Origin of the sequence: Psychroserpens sp. (assembly GCF_045105015.1) — a bacterium.
GTDB lineage: Bacteria > Bacteroidota > Bacteroidia > Flavobacteriales > Flavobacteriaceae > Psychroserpens.
In genome coordinates this window covers 1-18,438 of sequence record NZ_JBGCCX010000096.1, presented here as the reverse complement: position 1 = coordinate 18,438, position 18,438 = coordinate 1, and the positions used below count along the sequence as shown (strand labels likewise).

The following is an 18,438-nucleotide window of genomic DNA, read 5'->3' as shown; positions in this document are numbered from 1 at the left end:
AAAACCACATTGTCTTTCCAATCCTCACGATTGGTTGTTTTGAGGAAATTAGAAACTTTTTCTTCAATTTCATCAGTACTTGAAAAGTTTTGGCCTGGAAGGTTTATGTGTAATAAACTCACTTTTTTACCAAGTTCGCCTAATAATTCCATAGCAACATTTGCAGCTTTGGCACTTTTTGCTGAAAAATCTGTAGCGATCACGATATGTTCAAAGTCTAATGTTTCTAATTTAGATTTAACTACTAGAAGTGGAATTTCACTGTGACGTACAACTTTTTCAGTATTAGATCCTAAAAACACGCCATCATGATCACTATGACCTCTAGAACCCATAACAATTAAATCCACATCTAAGTCCTTAGCTACTTCATCAACTTCTTTCAAAACCTTATGATTTTTAATCATAGGTGTTACAGTTAAACCTTCTAAATATGGTTTGTCTAAAAAGCTTTCAAACTTTCTATTAGTTACCATCAACATAAAAGCTGTTTCTTCACTCTTTTCATTACTTGAAGATGAAAATATAGACTCTGAAAGCTCTAGCATATGCATAACAATAAGTTCTGAATTATGCTTCTTCGCTAGCGCAGCTGCAGCTTCTAAAGCAAATTCTGATTGCTGAGAAAAATCTACAGGTATTATAATTTTTTTCATGATTTGATTAATTAAATTAAGTGTTCAAAAATAAAGAAACTATTGCACATATAAATATGATTAATAGCATGTTCTAAATTATTAATAAGATTCTTATTTTTGCAATGTAATTAATACTTCATGTATAAACTTTTAATAAGACCGTTTTTTTTTCTTTTTGATCCTGAAAAGATTCATCATTTTACATTTTCACTAATTCGTTTTTTATCAAAAATCCCTGGATTGAATTCAGTTTTTAAGACTTTATATGTAGTTGAGAATGAATCATTAGAGCGGCATCTTTTTGGCTTACAATTTAAAAATCCTGTCGGTTTAGCTGCTGGCTTCGATAAGAATGCAGTTTTGTATAACGAGCTCGCAAATTTTGGTTTTGGTTTTATAGAAATTGGGACTGTGACACCTAAAGGACAAATTGGTAATCCTAAAAAGCGTTTATTTAGATTAAAAGACGACCAAGGAATTATTAACCGAATGGGTTTTAATAATGAAGGCTTAGAAGCAGCAATCACTCAATTAAAGAAGAATAAAGGTCAGCTCATTATTGGTGGGAATATTGGTAAAAATACAGACACCAAACCAGAAGATTATACAAAAGATTATCTTGAATGTTTTAACGGATTACATCCTTATGTTGATTATTTTGTACTTAATGTGAGTTGCCCAAATGTTGGTAGTCATGCAAAACTTAATGATAAAGATTATCTCTTAGAACTCATTTCTGAAGTTCAGAAAGCAAATTCAACCTTTGCAAAGCAAAAACCTATTTTATTAAAAATTGCACCAGATCTAAATAATAATCAATTAGATGAGATTATAGATTTGGTTAAAGAAACAAACTTAGATGGCGTTATTGCTAGTAATACGTCAATTGATAGATCTGAATTGAAAGCGACGGAAGAACGTCTTATAGAAATCGGAAATGGTGGTTTAAGCGGACAGCCAATAAAAGAAAAATCACGACAAGTGATTCAATACCTCTCTAAAAAAAGTAATAAAGAATTTCCAATAATTGGAGTAGGAGGCATTCATTCTGCTCAAGATGCTTTAGATAAAATTGAAGCTGGCGCAGATTTAGTTCAGATTTATACTGGTTTTATTTATGAAGGTCCGAAATTAATTAGACGAATCAACAATGCCATCATAAAAAAAGCGAACCAATAAGTATCGATTCGCTTTTTTTAAATTTGAGTTTCTGATTAATTTAGAACAACTCTTTTTGTAGTCATAGAACCATCTTTAAGTTCTAATCTAACTAGATAGATACCTTTGTTGAATTTGGTTAAATCCATATTTAAATTTGATTCAAGATTTGTGTTTTTCAACACTGCCACTTGTTTTCCTAATACATCAAACACTGAAGCTTCTTTTAAAATATTTGCACCAGAAGTACTAATTTTTATCAACCCATTTGAAGGGTTTGGTGACAGAGTTACTTTTAATAATTCTTCATTTGCTATATTAAGCACTTGATCTAATGTGATAGTGATTGTACCAATTGGTTTTGCGTTAAAAGGGGATTGGTTTATTACTACAGAAATTGGTTCTGCCGGAATAGTAGCTTGATTACTTGAAGTGTAATTTGAACCACTATCTGTGCCTGCATCATATGGAAATAAAGGGATAATTATTTCATTATTCCAAGTACCACCTTCTCTTAAATTAATACTGTTAATTGCAATCATCCAATCAGGACTAGGAGCAATCATAGATACTAAACTTAGTAATGGAAAATCTGAAGACACCACAATGCCATCTATAGTTGCTGAACTAATCGCAGCAAATGGTGAGAATGATTCTTGAAGCCATTGGTCTGCGTTACCTGTAGTATTAATTTCATTCATGACTTCAGCCATAAGTTCGTCATTATCTCCTCGTTCTGCAACATCTTTAATACCAATAGATGCTAAAGTTCCCATTTCAACTAATGAGTAGTTGCTGTTATGTGTTGCTCCAACAAGATTAGACCAATGCGCATTTCCTGGAATAGCAGTTGTGCTATTCCCATTTATAGGATCTACAGTTTCATTTTCCCAAACACTTGAGAACGTAATGTCATAGCGAGCTGTAGATTGAGAATAAGCTGAGCTTATTTGTAATACAGTTGCAAAAAGAATAAAGGATTTTAATTGTAAAGTAAAGTTTTTTTTTTTTTTATTTATCAGTTATAAAGTGATTCAGTCGTAAAAGTATTTTTAAAACTTACAGCATATTTTAATTTTTTTTAATATTATGTTTACTAAAAAATTTCACACACTGAATTTTGACCTTCTTATATCATTTGTAATAGCCACTTCTGTGTTGGCAATATCTCCTGGACCAGATAATATTTATGTCTTGATGCAAAGTATTGTAAATGGAAAGACATTTGGGCTAGCAACTGTTGCTGGTTTGATTTCAGGTTGTTTAGTTCACACAACTTTAGTAGCATTTGGAGTCTCTGCTATTATAAAGGAAAATGATTCTCTATTCTTTGTAATTAAGTTATTTGGAGCGTTATATTTACTTTATCTTGCGTATAAAGTTTACAAATCCCAATCTGAATTAAAGTTAAATACTGATAATATTCCGAAGAAGAGTATGACACAACTCTTCAAACAAGGTTTTATTATGAATGTACTAAATCCTAAAGTATCTATTTTCTTTTTAGCCTTTTTTCCAGGTTTTCTATTTAGTAACACCTTAAGTAATATTACCCAATTTTATGTTTTAGGATTGCTATTTATGTTGGTTTCTGCTGTCATTTTTTCTGCTATTGCTGTTTTAGCAGGCTCAATTTCAACATATATAGAACATCATAAAAGAGTTGGATTCTACCTGAAATGGATGCAAATTATTGTGTTTGTTGGGATTGCAATACTAATTTTCACTTCAAAAAATTAGATGTAAAAACATAATCTTAATTACTATATTTGGACTACAATGAACAAGCCACTTAAAATAATTGAATGTCCACGTGATGCCATGCAAGGGATAAAGGATTTTATTCCTACTGAGAAAAAAGTACAGTATATTCAATCGTTATTAAGAGTAGGTTTTGATACCATTGACTTCGGAAGTTTTGTGTCTCCAAAGGCAATACCGCAAATGGCTGACACAGCTGAAGTATTGTCAAAATTAGATTTGAGTACAACAACGAGTAAGCTATTGGCAATTATTGCTAATACTAGAGGTGCGACTGATGCTTGTAAGCATCCAGAGATAGATTATTTAGGATATCCGTTTTCTATATCAGAAAATTTCCAAATGCGAAACACACACAAAACTATAGCACAATCTGTAGTGACGCTCTCAGAAATTCTAGAGATTGCAAATAGACATAATAAAGAAGTTGTTGTATATGTTTCAATGGGATTTGGAAACCCTTATGGAGATCCTTGGGATGTTGATATCGTAGGAGAGTGGACTGAGCGATTGAGTAATATGGGAGTGAAGATTTTATCGTTGAGTGATACCATTGGAAGTTCTAACCCAGAGAGTATTGACTATCTGTTTTCAAATTTAATTCCTAAATACCAAGATATCGAGTTTGGAGCCCATTTACATACAACACCATCAACTTGGTTTGAAAAAGTAGATGCAGCTTATAAAGCAGGATGTATGAGATTTGATGGCGCTATTCAAGGTTTTGGTGGTTGTCCGATGGCAAAAGACGAACTTACAGGAAACATGCCAACCGAAAAGGTATTGTCTTATTTCACCTCTAAAAAGAACAATAACCTAAATGCAATGAGTTTTGAAAGTGCATATAATGAAGCGACAAAAATCTTTAGTAGTTATCATTAAAAAAGCGCTATTAAATATAATAACGCTTTCTTTGTTTTAATAAATGCTTCTATACTAATTAAAGTCTCAATTCTAAACCTGCGTAAGCTCCAAAAGGATGTCCAGGTCTAAGTCCTGCAGGAACTCTTGAAACAGCATAGGTTTCATCTAATAGATTAATGATATTTCCTGTGACACTTATATGTTTACTTATGTGATATTTTGCTGAAAAGTCTAAAATAAAATTAGAAGTCACTCCATTTTCATCTGTTATATCTTCAGTGCCTGCTGTTGTTCTAAACGCACCATTTAATCGTCCAGTTAAATTTAACTCATATTTCTTATGTTCTAATGATATTGTTGAGTTAAATTGGTGCATTGCTATGTAAGGAAGTTCATCTCCTTCTGAAACTTCTCCCCAAAGATCATCCTGACTTCCGAAGCTATTTTGAAAAGTTGCACTTGTCAAGGTATAACCAAATGTAATTGGTAATGCAAACTCCGAATTATTTTGAAGTAAATCATAGTTTAATAATAATTCTAAACCAACCACATTTACTTCTCCAGCATTAAACTGTTCTAACGAACCTGTTCCTCCAGTAGCAGCCAAATCACTACCTAAAAGATTACTGTAGTCATTATAAAAACCTACTATTTCACCCCTAAGACCCTTATAACTAAAACGTGAACCTATTTCGTAATTGATGCTCTCTTCTGCCTTTTGACCTTCTTGATTGCTAGGAGGAGAGAACCCTTTATGTATGCCACCAAATATGGAAGCGTTATTATTGAATTTGTAGTTAAAACCAATTCCAGGAATAAAGATGTCTACTTTGTTTTCTCTTGTAGAGAGGTCAATACCACTTCTTCCAGGATCGTTAGTTCCATAATTATCTCGTCGTAATACAATGTTTTCATACCGAATTCCGGGTGTTACAGTTAGTTTTTTATATTTTAATTTATACATGGCATATGCGGCAAAAGCATTAGCACTACTAATTCTATTAGCATCACTTCCAGGCGCGCCTTCTGAGGTCAATACCATATCACCATTTAAAATACTGTAACCGTCTTTCCATTGAAATCGATCTTCTTCGTCATAATGATAGCGTAATCCAATTTCTAAATCATGAAATGTATTTTTACCAAACCAGTGATAATCAAATTTAGTTTGAACACCTTTTGAGATATAATCTCTATTATTTGCTTTTACTAACAATGCGTCTGGATCAGAGTTAACAGTTCCGTTAACAATGTTAAAATAATTTGTGAAATTTGAAGGTTGTTCAATGATGTTAGCTATGCCAACTTTTGTGCCATTGAAAACAACATCATTAAGTTTATACCAATTTCTTGAAAAACCATTATAATAACCTGTCGTTGTAACCCTTATTTTCTTAGAAAAATCCATTTGATGAGTTGCCATAATTTGTATGTGATCATTAGACATTACATCTTCTTGAGAACTAGCGTAACGGTCAAAGGGATTTCTATTAAAGTCGCTTTGTGTTAAACCTAAATATGTTTCATCTGATACTTCATCTGAGTATTGGAACTTAATATCTAGTGCTTGCCGAAATTTGGCTGATGCTTTGCTATTTATTCTAAATTTTGCGACAACATCATTTTTGTCAAATCCAGTATTGCTGCCATCCGGAAGATTTTTAAATCCATCAGAATTAAAATTTAAGTATTCTACACTATAACCAAAAACACTTTTATTATCTGCTATTTTAGCATGAAGTTGATTCGAATTAAAACTACCAGTACTCGCTTTTACTCGACCAGAAAAAGAATCAGGAATTTGACTAGACACTAAATTTATTGCGCCACCAGTTGTAAATGGACCATATTGTACTTGACTACTTCCTTTTAAAATTTCTACAGCTTCCATCCTTGCTACAGATGGGAAATAATAAGCTGCTGGAGCGCTATATGGCGCAGGAGCAATCAGTACACCATCTTCCATGATTGAAATTTTAGCACTTCTTTCTGGAGATGTACCTCGTAAACTAATATTTGGTCGAAGTCCGAACCCATCTTCTTCATAGATGTTTACTCCAGGAACGGTTCTTAAGACTCTATTAATATCTGTGTAATTAAATTTTTCTAATTCTTTTGGTGAAATATAATAGGATGAACCAGTTCTGTTTTTTGCTTGATATTTATTACCAAATATGACGTTTGTTTTTAATAAGACTTCATCAAGTTGTTGAATAGAGTCAGTTTCGGTTTTTTTAGTATTATTTTGTGCATTTGAAATACTGATAAAAAGTAGGGAAAATAATATAATTTTGGATTTCATTTTATTTAGACTGATTAAAAATAAGTTGTTTTTCGAGTGCAAATTTAATCATGAATTACAATATTGCAAAGTTTATTTAGAATAAATAAAAATAATATTTATAAGAATCTGGCTTACAATAATATGAGAGAATCTAAATTGACTCTTCAGAATTATTTAATCTTGAGTTATAAGTATTTCTATATAAAAAAACCGTAAATTTGCTTGCAATTATAATTGTAATTGCATCATGACAGCACACGAAAACAAAATTGTTGGAGAAGGTCTTACTTACGACGACGTACTATTAGTTCCAGCATTTTCTGAAGTTCTTCCTAGAGAGGTTAATATTCAAACAAAATTTACACGTAACATTACAATTAATATTCCTGTGGTTTCTGCAGCAATGGATACAGTTACTGAAAGCAAAATGGCAATTGCTATGGCGCAAGAAGGAGGTATTGGTGTACTACACAAAAATATGACTATTGATCAGCAAGCTGAAAAAGTTCGTAAAGTTAAGCGTGCTGAAAGTGGTATGATTATAGATCCTGTGACTTTACCATTAACTGCTAAAGTTTCAGACGCAAAGCAAAATATGGCTGAGCATAGTATTGGAGGAATCCCTATTGTTGATGATAGTGGAACACTTAAAGGAATCGTGACCAATCGTGATTTACGTTTTGAACACGAAAATGATAGACCTATTGTTGAGGTGATGACAAGTGAAAATTTAGTGACATCATCTGTTGGAACATCCTTAAAGGATGCTGAGCAAATTCTTCAGCAAAATAAAATTGAAAAACTATTAATTGTAGACGACAATTATAAATTAAAAGGTTTAATCACCTTTAGAGATATTACTAAGGTGACTCAAAAACCTAATGCTAATAAAGATCACTACGGAAGACTACGTGTTGCTGCAGCTATTGGTGTTACTGGAGATGCCGTTGAAAGAGCTTCGGCTTTAGTGAAAGCTGGAGTAGATGCTGTGATTATTGATACAGCTCATGGTCATACTAAAGGCGTGGTAATGGTTTTAAAGGATATCAAGCAAAAGTTCCCTTCTTTAGAAGTAATTGTTGGTAATATTGCTACAGGTGAAGCTGCTAAATATTTAGTTGAAGCTGGTGCAGATGCTGTTAAAGTTGGTATTGGTCCTGGTTCTATTTGTACAACACGTGTTGTTGCTGGTGTTGGGTTTCCACAATTTTCTGCTGTTTTAGAAGTTGCTGCTGCTATTAAAGGTTCTGGTGTTCCCGTAATTGCTGATGGAGGAATTCGTTACACTGGAGATATTCCTAAGGCTATAGCTGCTGGAGCTGATAGTGTGATGTTAGGATCTTTGTTGGCTGGTACTAAAGAAAGTCCAGGTGAAACGATTATTTACGAAGGACGTAAATTTAAATCGTATCGTGGTATGGGTTCTGTTGAAGCTATGAAACAAGGTAGTAAGGATCGTTACTTCCAAGATGTTGAAGATGATATTAAAAAATTAGTTCCTGAAGGCATTGTTGGTCGCGTGCCTTATAAAGGTGAGTTGTTTGAAAGTATTCATCAGTTTGTTGGTGGACTTAGAGCTGGTATGGGATATTGTGGTGCAAAAGACATCCAGACTTTAAAGGATGCTGGACGTTTTGTGAAAATCACTAGTTCTGGAATTCATGAAAGTCATCCTCACGATGTTACAATAACAAAGGAAGCTCCAAATTATTCTAGATAAATTTCACTTCATGAAAGTTAATAAACTCAAACTTATAGCTGCCTTATTTATTATAGCAAGTATTATTGCCTTATACCTAAATAATTTTAAATATAATGCTTATGTGCTGGTTTTAAATATTTCAGGAGTAGTTTTATTTATCATGGCATTAATCAAGGATGCTAAAACTAAATCCTAGATGACATTTGCTTTGTTGTTAGTTATTGTGAATTAACTAAAATTTAGTAATTCAAAAAATACAATAACTGTATATTTACACTTCAATAGAATTGAATTTATGCCAACCGATTATATTTCATTTAGAGATACTCATTATTTTTCGTCATTAATATGTGATTATTTAGATGAAAACAAAGCTCTTAAGCCGTTTTATAATCGTTTTCCAAAGCTCGAAAATTTCAAAACTCAAATTGAAGAAAAACAATTAAGTTTTAAAGATGAATCTAGATCAGTTTTAGTTAAAGCTTTAAAGAAACAATATGAAACTGTTGAAGTTTCCGATTCAACTCAAGCCAATATTAAACGTCTTCAAAACTCAAATACGTTTACAGTAGTTACTGGGCATCAATTAAATATATTCACTGGACCATTATATTTTTTCTATAAAATCATTTCTACTATAAATTTATGTAAAGAACTGAAGAGTAAATATCCTGACTATGATTTTGTGCCAGTGTATTGGATGGCTTCTGAAGACCATGATTTTGAAGAAATAAACTTTTTTAATTTTAAAGGAAAAAAAGTCCAATGGAATCGTGAAGCTTCAGGTGCAGTTGGAGCTTTAAATCTCGATGGAATTGAGAAGGTTTTTGAAGTGTTTGGTTCACAATTAAACGGAACGACAAATGCTTCAGAATTAAAACAATATTTTAAGAAGGCTTATCTCAATCATTCTAATCTGGCAGAAGCAATGCATTACTTGGTGAATGAGTTGTTTAAAGATTTCGGACTTGTTATTGTTGACGGAAATGATTCTGCTTTGAAGCGACAATTTATTCCTTACGTTAAAGAAGAGCTTACCGAACAATGGTCATTTTTAAAAGTTTCTGAAGCTAATAATAACTTAAATGTTTTAGATGAAAATTATAAAATTCAAGTCAATCCTAGGGAAATCAACTTGTTTTATTTAATTGAAGGTATTCGAGAACGCATCATGTATAAAGATGATGTTTATTTTGTTAATAATACTAATTTAAGTTGGAGCAAGAGTGAGATACTTAAAGAAGTAGATGACTTCCCTGAGCGTTTTTCCCCTAATGTGATAATGAGACCTCTTTATCAAGAAGTTATCTTGCCTAATCTATGCTATATCGGAGGAGGTGGTGAGCTTGCTTATTGGTTACAATTAAAATCTTATTTTGAGAGTCAGATGATTCCATTTCCTATGTTGTTGCTTCGTAATTCTGTTTTACTGATTACTGAGAAACAAAAGGAAAAAATATATAAATTGAATATCGAGTTTTCAGATTTATTTTTGAATCAAGAAGATTTAAAAATAAAAATTACTAAACAAATCTCTGATATCAAAATAGATTTTTCAGAACAGAAAGCACATTTAGTTAAGCAGTTTAAAGATATGTATGATTTAGCAGAAAAAACAGATGCTTCTTTTAAAGGTGCTGTAGCTGCTCAAGAGCAAAAACAAATTAACGGATTACAACATCTTGAAAAGCGATTGTTAAGGGCTCAGAAGCGAAAATTATCAGATCATATCAATCGTGTTTTAGAACTTCAGAATGAACTATTTCCAAATCATAGTTTACAGGAACGACAAAATAATTTTTCTGAGTTTTATCTCGACAATGGCTCAGACTTTATTAAAAAATTAGTAGATACTTTAAAGCCTTTAAAAAGCGAATTTACTTTAATTACTATCTAATTTTAGATTATTTATTCTTTTGAAAGATCAACTCAATCGTCATCTTAAATTTAATGAAACACCTAAGCGCATTGTTAGTTTAGTGCCTTCTCAAACAGAATTATTAGTCGATTTAGGTCTTGAAGACGCTTTAATTGGTGTGACCAAATTTTGCGTGCATCCTAATCGTCTGCGACAAAATAAAACGATTGTTGGAGGTACTAAACAAGTGAGTATTGATAAAATTAAAGTTTTAAAACCTGACATCATCCTTTGTAATAAAGAAGAGAATACAAAAATAATGATTGAGGAATTAGAGAAAATAGCTCCTGTTCATATTAGTGATGTTTATAACATAGAAGATAGTTTTGAACTCATTTGCATGTATGGAGAGATCTTTAAAAAAGAAGAGAAGGCTGAAGCTATAGTTGCAGAGGTTAGGTCTAAACAAAACGAGTTTAAAAGTTTTGTGAGTAAACAGCCTAAACTAAAGGTCGCTTATTTTATTTGGAAAAAACCATATATGGTTGCCGCAAATCAAACCTTCATAAATGAAATGCTTTCAATTAATAACTTTGAAAATGTATTTGAAAATTTGAATCGCTATCCGGAAATACAACTTAAAGACCTGAAAGATAAACGTCTAGATGTGATTTTATTGTCTAGTGAGCCTTATCCGTTTAAAGAATTTGATATCGAGACGTTTCATGAGATTTCTTCAGAAGTTAAAGTAATTATTGTAGATGGAGAAGCCTTTTCTTGGTATGGTACTCGACTTTTAAAAGCATTTGATTATTTCAAAAAGTTACGTTTGGAGATTTAGTTTTGTTGTAACGAATTAAGATCTCTTATTAAAAATTGCTGTTTATTCATTTTATGTAAAAGCTTAATTGCTTTATATTCTGAAAAATCACTCAAAGCAGAATCTGTCTGTCTAAAGTTATAGGCTTGCTCAATAAGTGATTTATATCTTGAGAGTAGGATGTTTTGTTTTTCAATATGTTTTTGAGTGTACTTCATTTTTATGATATTGAGATATTAAATGTATATAAAAAATTATAATTGAACAAAAAAAATCGACCTACTGATATCGATCGATTTCAAACTAACTTTTATAATTCAAATAAATAAGGAGTAGATTAATCCTTTTACTAACCCTAGCAAATATTCAATTATAAAAAATTAAGTGCTTTGTTTTAGTATTTATAATTCTTAACATTGTGTTACAACCAAAAATTATTCCTTATGAAATTTATATTAAGCTTGTGTTTCCTCTTTTGTTGTACAGTGTCATTTAGTCAAATTAATTTTGAAAAAGGATACTTAATTAGTAACCAAGGTGAGAAATTAGACATATTCATAAAAAACAATGATTGGAATGATAATCCTACTGAATTTAAATATAAGATTACTCTAGATTCAGATCAAGTGATTGACGAATCTATAAATAACGTAAAAGAGTTTGGTATAGGATAGTATTGGAAATATGTAAGATTTGAAGTTAATATAGATCAGTCATCAACTGAATTTAATAAGTTAAGTGTTTCAAGTGAGCCTTTATATGTGAAACAAACGGTTTTTCTTAAGCAATTGGTAGAAGGTGATGCAAACTTATACTATTATCATGATAATGATATAATTCAATTTTTCATTCAAACTAAAAATGATGAACCAACACCTTTAATATATAAACGATATAAAGCCTCAAATCAGTCAATTGGTAAAAATTCTTTGTACAAGAAGCAGTTGTTTGACTTGTTGAAATGTGATGATATTACTTTAGACCAGACAAAAAAACTTAAATATTTTAGTAGAGAGTTAATTGATATTGTTGTGAGTTATAATATGTGCAAATCATCTACCTCTAAAAAGTACGAAGACACAAAAAAGAAATTAGATTTCAATTTCACTCCCAAATTAGGATACTTTAGCTCTACTTTGGAAGTAGATTACTCTGAAGGTGATCTTAGACTAGATAGATTGTCTGCGAATTTTGGCACATCAAGTTCAATTAGGATTGCTGCTGAATTAGAATATATGCTCTCTTCTAAAACTAATAAATGGTCAATATTTATTGAGCCTGGTTATCAGTCATATAAGGGTTCTTCTACAACATTTGATGATACTGCTCTTATACAAAACAGAAGGCAAGATGCAGAGGTTGATTATAGTTATATTGATATACCTGTTGGTGTTAGATATTACTTTTTCTTATCAGAAAATTCTAAGATTTTTCTTAATGCAGCATACGTTTTAGTTTTTGATTTATCAGATAAAATTGACTACTCAGAAGGTTCAGAAGTTTTAGATCTTGATATTAAATCTGAAACAAACTTAGCTTTTGGATTAGGATATCAACATAATAATAAATACAGTATTGAAGCTAGATTAAATACGCAAAGAGATATTACTAGTGATTATGTCTTAATAAAGAGTAATTTTAGCTCAATTGGTTTGGTGTTGGGCTATAAGATATTTTAGTTAACTCCAAAACGGATTAGTTTATCAATAATTTGATTGTGCAATTACTTCAGGTTATTAGCTTATTAAAGACTTTTACAGCTTGATCAAAAATAGGGCTAAGCTTAATCCTGCAATGCAAACACTTTACGAAGCAGGTCTGTAGTTCTAGAAGACACTTTATTTCTAATCTCTTTTTCTTCAACAGCAATCATTGTATACACACCTTTTAGTGCTTCTCCAGTAACATAATCTGTCAAGTCTGGATTAACATTGTTGGTAAATGGAATTGCATTGTATTTATTAATCAAATTTGCCCAAATCTGATCTGCACCAACTTTACTGAAACTATTATTAATTACTGGTTTGAATTTATTATAGAGCGCAGTTTGGGTTCTATTAGTTAAATATTGGGTTGCCGCATTATCATTGCCTAGTAAAATGTTTTTAGCATCATTAAACGTGATATCTTTAACAGCATTAACAAAAATTGGCGTAGCTTCTTTTACTGCATCTTCAGCAGCTCTATTTAATACTTTTAAACCTTCGTCTGCTAAATTATCTAAACCAATATCACGTAAGCCTTTATCTACTTTTTTTAGCTCTTCAGGCAATAAGATTTTAACCAATTCATTTTTGAAAAAACCATCTTTTTGAGTAAGCTTGCTTACCTGCTTGTCAATTCCTAAATCTAGAGCTTGTCTTAATCCCGAAGCCATATCAGCATTACTTAAAACAGTTGACCCACTATTTGGTAATTGGTTTACAATTTCTTGAAGTTCTCCGCAATCTGTGAACATGAAAAAAACAGCTATTAAAGCAAAAAATTTACGCATGATTATTATTGTTTTTTGAGCAACAAATATAGTTGTTTTAATGTTCTGTTTATAACTAATTGAAGTTCTCATTAAATTAATTTCTCAAAATACTATTTTAGCACAATAGTTGTTATTATTACCATTGATAAAAAGAAACTAAATGAGTATATATAAAAAAAGCCTTATCTTATTCTTTATGGGATTGACAAGTTTATCTAATAGTCAAATCCGTTTTTCTGAAACAATTCAAGTTTCCAAAACTGCTACTGATACTGAGGCTGCATTATTTTTTGTTGATTTTTGGGCTACTTGGTGTAAGCCTTGTGTTTATGCATCAGAATACCTAGGAGTTTTGCAAAAACAATATCCTGATAGATTTTATGTAGTATCCCTTTCTGAAGAAAATCCTGAACTTGTTAAGCGTTTTCTAAAAAAACATCCAACTGATTTAGCAGTTTCTATTGATTACAAAGGGGAAACTTTTGATGCAGTAAATACAAGAACACTGCCATATGGCTTGTTAATTAATAGTGCGGGAAATATTTTGTGGAGAGGTAGTCCTACAGATTTTAAACAAGCTGATTTACAGCGTTTTTTAAAGCAAAACACAAAACAAAAAGAAGTCGATAAGGTTCTAAAAGTTCAAGCAATAAAAAAAGAAGTTTTCAAAGCAGATTATGTGCCTTCAACAGACTTTGAAATTAATCCTTTAAAAAAAGAAGTTTATGAAACTTTAATATCTAATTACAGAGGCGATTTTCTCCATTATAAAGGCAGTCTTAAAAGTATTTTAGCAAAAGAACAACGTATTTTGGAAAGCCAAATATCGATGCCTTCAGAATTAAATAAAACATATGAGGTTTTTATAAAGAAAGGGACTAACGCACTGTTTCCAATTTTAGAAGAACTAAAATTAGATTTATTTCATAGTGAAATCAAAGGTGAAGTCTTAATGTTAGACATTTCAAATTTACAATATTGGGATACAAACCAAATAGATTGGGGTAAAAACACTGCCGAATATTTAATTGATGACACACAAATTCAAGGCGATAATGTAACCTTTGAAGCTATTGCTTTTCAATTAGCCACGATTTTGAGTTTACCCATTGCAATAAAAGGTGGTGAAGCTGATAATGAAAAGCATGATTGGAGAATTCATCATCGTTTTTATAATCTTATGCAATCTGATTTAGAAGACACTTACGGTATAATTATGAACAAAGAAAACGGAAGTTTTAAAAAGTACACAGTAAGAAAAAAGGCACCTTAATTAAAGTGCCTTTCATATGAATTTACAGGGTGTAAAGTTCTTAGTTGTTCAGAATTCTAAATTCTGTACGTCTGTTTCTTTGGTGTTGTTGTTCTGAACAATCAACGCCATTAGAACAACGGTTTGTTAATCTAGATTCTCCATATCCTTTTGCAGACAAACGGCTTCTTGAGATGCCTTTAGATACTAGGTAGTTTACAACAGAATTAGCTCTTTGTTGAGATAATGACATGTTATAATCATCGTTTCCTCTTGAATCTGTATGAGACATAATTTCAATGTTTACTGGCTTATCATTTAAGATAGGAAGTAAAGTTTCATCAATCGTTCTCTTTGATGCAGGAGTTAAACGTGCACTTGCTGTTTCATAAAAAACAGGAATAACTGTAGGGTCTAAAAGTTCGCATTCAACTTCTTCCCAAGTTGTAATTCCACCTTTTTTGTCAAGAATTGTTCTTGTAACAGTTTCAGATCTTGCAGCAATTGTATTGCTTCTTGTCGTAGCAGGTACATCTACTACTTGACGCTTAATCGTTTTGTATTCTGCAGGGATTTCAATTTTATCCATACGAGCTGGAGTTTTAATAACTCTTTTCTTGTATGTTGCACTTCTTTCTGATACTGGAACACTTGAAGTACTAGCATCAGTAGCCAATGTTGTAAATGATACATCTCTAAAAGTTGAAGGATATTCTACGAAACATGCAGCTACACAATCATCCTTATTTACTGAAGGACAGTCTTCTAGAATCTTGTATTCCCAACCTGATGTTGCAGGATACGTTTCAAAAGTTCTAGAGTCTCTACCAAAAGTAGCTGGAATAACACTTAAATCTGTTCTTCCTTCTTTACTTACATAAGAAACTTCTGTCGTTTCATAAGTAGCTGGCGTATAAACAAATTTTTCTGTTGCCTCCTTAACTAAAACAGTTTCTTCAACAGTCTTGTAAGTTGCTGGTACAACCTCTAATGTTGTGTACGCAGGATAAACTTGTAAAGTTTCTGTTACTTCTTTAAATGTGTCTTTTGTGATACATTTTACGTAACATTTACCTGGTTCTGGATTTGTTGGTAAACCTTGCGCTTGAACATAACCTATGCTCGCGGTCAAGCATAAGAATAAAAATAATTTTTGTTTCATAATTTTGAAAAAAATAAAGGTTAATATGATGGTTAGATCGAAGTGTGATAAGTTCGATGTCCAGTGTTAAGACACAATGTTATATTTAAAGTCACATTTTTTTTAAATCTTATGGAATTGTCTATTAAAGAATTCTAAATCATAAACTACTTCTTTTGAAAATTCCGTAAATTTGTGTCCTTTAAAACACATAATTTTACGAATGAAACAAATCGCACCCTATAATCCGAAGCATAAAGTAAGAATCGTAACTGCAGCATCATTGTTTGATGGTCATGATGCCTCTATTAATATTATGCGGAGAATCATTCAAGCTACAGGCGTTGAAGTGATTCATTTAGGTCATGATAGAAGTGTTGAAGAAGTTGTTAATACTGCAATTCAAGAAGATGTAAATGCTATTTGTTTAACGTCGTATCAAGGTGGTCATAATGAGTATTTCAAATACATGCATGACCTATTAGAAGAAAAAGGAGCTGGACATATTAAAATCTTTGGAGGAGGAGGTGGCGTTATTTTGCCTTCTGAAATTAAAGAATTAATGGACTATGGCATAGATCGTATTTATTCTCCCGATGATGGAAGAGAAATGGGATTACAAGGTATGATCAACGATTTAGTAGAAAAATCTGATTTTGCAATTGGAGAGTCTTTAAATGGTGAAGTAGATATTCTTCCTAACAAGAATCCGAAAGCAATCGCTCGTGTGATTTCATCAGCTGAAAATTTCCCAGAGGTTGCTAAAGATGCTTTAGATAAAATACATGCCAAAAATAAAAATTCAAACACTCCTGTTCTAGGTATTACTGGAACTGGAGGTGCTGGTAAATCAAGTTTAGTAGATGAACTTGTTCGTCGCTTTCTTATTGATTTTCCAGAGAAAACGATTGGTATAGTTTCGGTGGATCCTTCAAAACGTAAAACAGGTGGAGCACTTTTAGGTGATCGTATTCGTATGAATGCAATCAATTCTCCTAGAGTGTATATGAGAAGTTTGGCAACACGTCAATCTAATCTAGCATTATCTAAATATGTTAATGAGGCAGTAGAGGTTTTAAAAGCGGCAGAATTTGATCTTATCATATTAGAAACATCTGGTATCGGACAATCAGATACTGAAATCATTGAACACAGTGATGTGTCACTCTATGTGATGACACCTGAATTTGGTGCTGCGACACAATTAGAAAAAATTGACATGCTCGATTTTGCCGATTTAGTGGCTATTAATAAGTTCGATAAAAGGGGATCACTAGATGCTTTGCGTGATGTTAAAAAGCAATACATGCGTAACAATAATCTTTGGGATATTCCTCAAGATGATCTGCCAGTTTTTGGAACGATTGCCTCACAATTTAACGATCCTGGAATGAATACGCTTTATAAAGCGATTATGGATAAGTTGGTTGACAAAACAGAAACCGATTTAAAATCTACGTTTCATATTTCTGATGAAATGAGTGAAAAGATTTTTGTGATACCTCCAGCAAGAACACGATATTTATCTGAAATTGCTGAAAACAATCGTGCATACGATAAAACTGCTGATGCTCAAGTTGAAGTCGCTCAAAAACTCTATGGAATTTACAAGACATTAGAATCTGTTGTTGGGAATCAGCCAGAACTTGATAAATCAGGAATAGCCTCTGAGTCTATTAATTCTGATATAGAAGATAATAAAGATTTTGTGAAGATGCTAGTGGCAGAATTCGATCGTGTAAAACTTAATCTTGATCCTTACAATTGGGAAGTTGTTACAGGTTGGAACGAAAAGGTTGATAAGTATAAAAATCCTGTTTATTCTTTCAAAGTTCGTGATAAAGAAATCAAAATAGAAACTCATACTGAGTCCCTATCTCATTCTCAAATCCCAAAAGTTGCTTTACCAAAATATCAAGCTTGGGGAGATATTTTAAGATGGACATTACAAGAAAATGTACCAGGAGAGTTTCCTTATACTTCTGGATTGTATCCATTCAAGCGTACAGGAGAAGATCCTGCACGAATGTTTGCAGGTGAAGGTGGACCAGAACGTACCAACCGTCGTTTCCATTATGTGAGTATGGGATTGCCTGCAAAACGATTATCCACAGCATTTGATAGTGTAACACTTTACGGAAACGATCCAGATCACAGGCCTGATATTTATGGAAAAATTGGTAATGCTGGTGTGTCTATTTGTTGTTTAGATGATGCTAAAAAGCTGTATTCTGGATTTAACTTAGCTGATGTAATGACATCTGTGAGTATGACAATTAATGGTCCAGCTCCAATGTTATTAGGATTTTTCATGAATGCAGCTATCGACCAACAATGTGAGACATATATCAAAGACAACAACTTAGAAAAAGAAACAGAAGCAAAGATTGCTAAACTTTATAAAGGTAAAGAACGCCCAACCTATAATGGTGAGTTACCAAAAGGTAATGATGGTTTAGGATTGATGCTTTTAGGTGTAACTGG

At 32.0% G+C, this 18,438-nt stretch carries 17 protein-coding genes; 11 read left to right on the top strand and 6 right to left on the bottom strand.

Annotated features, from left to right (window positions below):
* Nucleotides 1–656: universal stress protein (locus AB8B90_RS07295; protein WP_405335206.1), on the bottom strand; the 656-nt coding region annotated here is incomplete at its 3' end.
* A gap of 120 nt (nt 657–776) precedes the next feature.
* On the opposite strand from AB8B90_RS07295, the gene AB8B90_RS07290 reads away from it, so the two are divergent.
* Nucleotides 777–1,817 (top strand): quinone-dependent dihydroorotate dehydrogenase, encoded by a 1,041-nt coding sequence (locus tag AB8B90_RS07290; protein WP_405335204.1) that lies wholly within the window; start codon nt 777–779, stop codon nt 1,815–1,817.
* A gap of 35 nt (nt 1,818–1,852) precedes the next feature.
* Here the strand turns inward: AB8B90_RS07290 and AB8B90_RS07285 are convergent, their stop codons facing one another.
* Nucleotides 1,853–2,707, bottom strand: a complete 855-nt coding sequence (locus AB8B90_RS07285; protein WP_405335208.1) for a spondin domain-containing protein — start codon at nt 2,705–2,707, stop codon at nt 1,853–1,855.
* Nucleotides 2,708–2,885: 178 nt separating this feature from the next.
* On the opposite strand from AB8B90_RS07285, the gene AB8B90_RS07280 reads away from it, so the two are divergent.
* Both AB8B90_RS07280 and AB8B90_RS07275 read left to right on the top strand, forming a co-directional pair.
* Nucleotides 2,886–3,536, top strand: coding sequence for a LysE family translocator (locus AB8B90_RS07280; RefSeq protein WP_405335202.1), 651 nt, complete (start codon nt 2,886–2,888; stop codon nt 3,534–3,536).
* A gap of 39 nt (nt 3,537–3,575) precedes the next feature.
* Nucleotides 3,576–4,439, top strand: a complete 864-nt coding sequence (locus AB8B90_RS07275) for a hydroxymethylglutaryl-CoA lyase (protein ID WP_405335200.1) — start codon at nt 3,576–3,578, stop codon at nt 4,437–4,439.
* Nucleotides 4,440–4,497: 58 nt separating this feature from the next.
* On the opposite strand, the gene AB8B90_RS07270 is transcribed toward AB8B90_RS07275, so the two are convergent.
* Nucleotides 4,498–6,723: a TonB-dependent receptor family protein gene (locus tag AB8B90_RS07270; protein WP_405335198.1), complete on the bottom strand. Its 2,226-nt coding sequence runs from the start codon at nt 6,721–6,723 to the stop codon at nt 4,498–4,500.
* 229 nt (nt 6,724–6,952) lie between these two features.
* Here AB8B90_RS07270 and guaB point away from each other — a divergent pair, with 229 nt between their 5' ends.
* The 4 genes from guaB (at nt 6,953) to AB8B90_RS07250 (ending at nt 11,106) form a co-directional block, all read left to right on the top strand.
* Nucleotides 6,953–8,425 (top strand): IMP dehydrogenase, encoded by a 1,473-nt coding sequence (gene guaB / locus AB8B90_RS07265; RefSeq protein WP_405335196.1) that lies wholly within the window; start codon nt 6,953–6,955, stop codon nt 8,423–8,425.
* Between the two features lie 10 nt (nt 8,426–8,435).
* Nucleotides 8,436–8,603, top strand: coding sequence for a hypothetical protein (locus tag AB8B90_RS07260; protein ID WP_405335194.1), 168 nt, complete (start codon nt 8,436–8,438; stop codon nt 8,601–8,603).
* Nucleotides 8,604–8,702: 99 nt separating this feature from the next.
* Nucleotides 8,703–10,304: a bacillithiol biosynthesis cysteine-adding enzyme BshC gene (gene bshC, locus AB8B90_RS07255; protein WP_405335192.1), complete on the top strand. Its 1,602-nt coding sequence runs from the start codon at nt 8,703–8,705 to the stop codon at nt 10,302–10,304.
* A 19-nt stretch (nt 10,305–10,323) separates the two neighbouring features.
* Nucleotides 10,324–11,106 carry an ABC transporter substrate-binding protein gene (locus tag AB8B90_RS07250; RefSeq protein ID WP_405335190.1) on the top strand — a complete coding sequence of 261 codons (783 nt, stop codon included), beginning with the start codon at nt 10,324–10,326 and terminating at the stop codon, nt 11,104–11,106.
* Here AB8B90_RS07250 and AB8B90_RS07245 read toward each other — a convergent pair.
* On the bottom strand, nt 11,103–11,303 hold the full coding sequence (locus AB8B90_RS07245; RefSeq protein ID WP_405335188.1) for a Lacal_2735 family protein: 201 nt from the start codon (nt 11,301–11,303) through the stop codon (nt 11,103–11,105). The genes AB8B90_RS07250 and AB8B90_RS07245 overlap by 4 nt on opposite strands.
* Before the next feature lie 225 nt (nt 11,304–11,528).
* On the opposite strand from AB8B90_RS07245, the gene AB8B90_RS07240 reads away from it, so the two are divergent.
* Nucleotides 11,529–11,759 carry a hypothetical protein gene (locus tag AB8B90_RS07240; protein WP_405335186.1) on the top strand — a complete coding sequence of 77 codons (231 nt, stop codon included), beginning with the start codon at nt 11,529–11,531 and terminating at the stop codon, nt 11,757–11,759.
* 87 nt (nt 11,760–11,846) lie between these two features.
* Nucleotides 11,847–12,764, top strand: a complete 918-nt coding sequence (locus AB8B90_RS07235) for a hypothetical protein (protein WP_405335184.1) — start codon at nt 11,847–11,849, stop codon at nt 12,762–12,764.
* A 104-nt stretch (nt 12,765–12,868) separates the two neighbouring features.
* Here the strand turns inward: AB8B90_RS07235 and AB8B90_RS07230 are convergent, their stop codons facing one another.
* On the bottom strand, nt 12,869–13,579 hold the full coding sequence (locus AB8B90_RS07230; protein WP_405335183.1) for a DUF4197 domain-containing protein: 711 nt from the start codon (nt 13,577–13,579) through the stop codon (nt 12,869–12,871).
* A 142-nt stretch (nt 13,580–13,721) separates the two neighbouring features.
* On the opposite strand from AB8B90_RS07230, the gene AB8B90_RS07225 reads away from it, so the two are divergent.
* Entirely contained in the window at nt 13,722–14,834 is a 1,113-nt protein-coding gene (locus AB8B90_RS07225; protein ID WP_405335181.1) for a TlpA family protein disulfide reductase, read from the top strand.
* A 40-nt stretch (nt 14,835–14,874) separates the two neighbouring features.
* On the opposite strand, the gene AB8B90_RS07220 is transcribed toward AB8B90_RS07225, so the two are convergent.
* Entirely contained in the window at nt 14,875–15,975 is a 1,101-nt protein-coding gene (locus AB8B90_RS07220) for an OmpA family protein (protein WP_405335179.1), read from the bottom strand.
* A 202-nt stretch (nt 15,976–16,177) separates the two neighbouring features.
* Between AB8B90_RS07220 and AB8B90_RS07215 the strand changes: the two genes are divergently transcribed.
* On the top strand, nt 16,178–18,438 hold a 2,261-nt coding region (locus AB8B90_RS07215; protein ID WP_405335177.1), incomplete at its 3' end, for a methylmalonyl-CoA mutase family protein.

Bases quoted from the DNA above. Each gene is read 5' to 3' on its own strand.
- AB8B90_RS07290 (WP_405335204.1), top strand. From the start codon at position 777: ATGTATAAACTTTTAATAAGACCGTTTTTTTTTCTTTTTGATCCTGAA.
- AB8B90_RS07280 (WP_405335202.1), top strand. From the start codon at position 2,886: ATGTTTACTAAAAAATTTCACACACTGAATTTTGACCTTCTTATATCA.
- AB8B90_RS07275 (WP_405335200.1), top strand. From the start codon at position 3,576: ATGAACAAGCCACTTAAAATAATTGAATGTCCACGTGATGCCATGCAA.
- AB8B90_RS07270 (WP_405335198.1), bottom strand. From the start codon at position 6,723: ATGAAATCCAAAATTATATTATTTTCCCTACTTTTTATCAGTATTTCA.
- guaB (WP_405335196.1), top strand. From the start codon at position 6,953: ATGACAGCACACGAAAACAAAATTGTTGGAGAAGGTCTTACTTACGAC.
- AB8B90_RS07260 (WP_405335194.1), top strand. From the start codon at position 8,436: ATGAAAGTTAATAAACTCAAACTTATAGCTGCCTTATTTATTATAGCA.
- bshC (WP_405335192.1), top strand. From the start codon at position 8,703: ATGCCAACCGATTATATTTCATTTAGAGATACTCATTATTTTTCGTCA.
- AB8B90_RS07245 (WP_405335188.1), bottom strand. From the start codon at position 11,303: ATGAAGTACACTCAAAAACATATTGAAAAACAAAACATCCTACTCTCA.
- AB8B90_RS07240 (WP_405335186.1), top strand. From the start codon at position 11,529: ATGAAATTTATATTAAGCTTGTGTTTCCTCTTTTGTTGTACAGTGTCA.
- AB8B90_RS07230 (WP_405335183.1), bottom strand. From the start codon at position 13,579: ATGCGTAAATTTTTTGCTTTAATAGCTGTTTTTTTCATGTTCACAGAT.
- AB8B90_RS07225 (WP_405335181.1), top strand. From the start codon at position 13,722: ATGAGTATATATAAAAAAAGCCTTATCTTATTCTTTATGGGATTGACA.
- AB8B90_RS07220 (WP_405335179.1), bottom strand. From the start codon at position 15,975: ATGAAACAAAAATTATTTTTATTCTTATGCTTGACCGCGAGCATAGGT.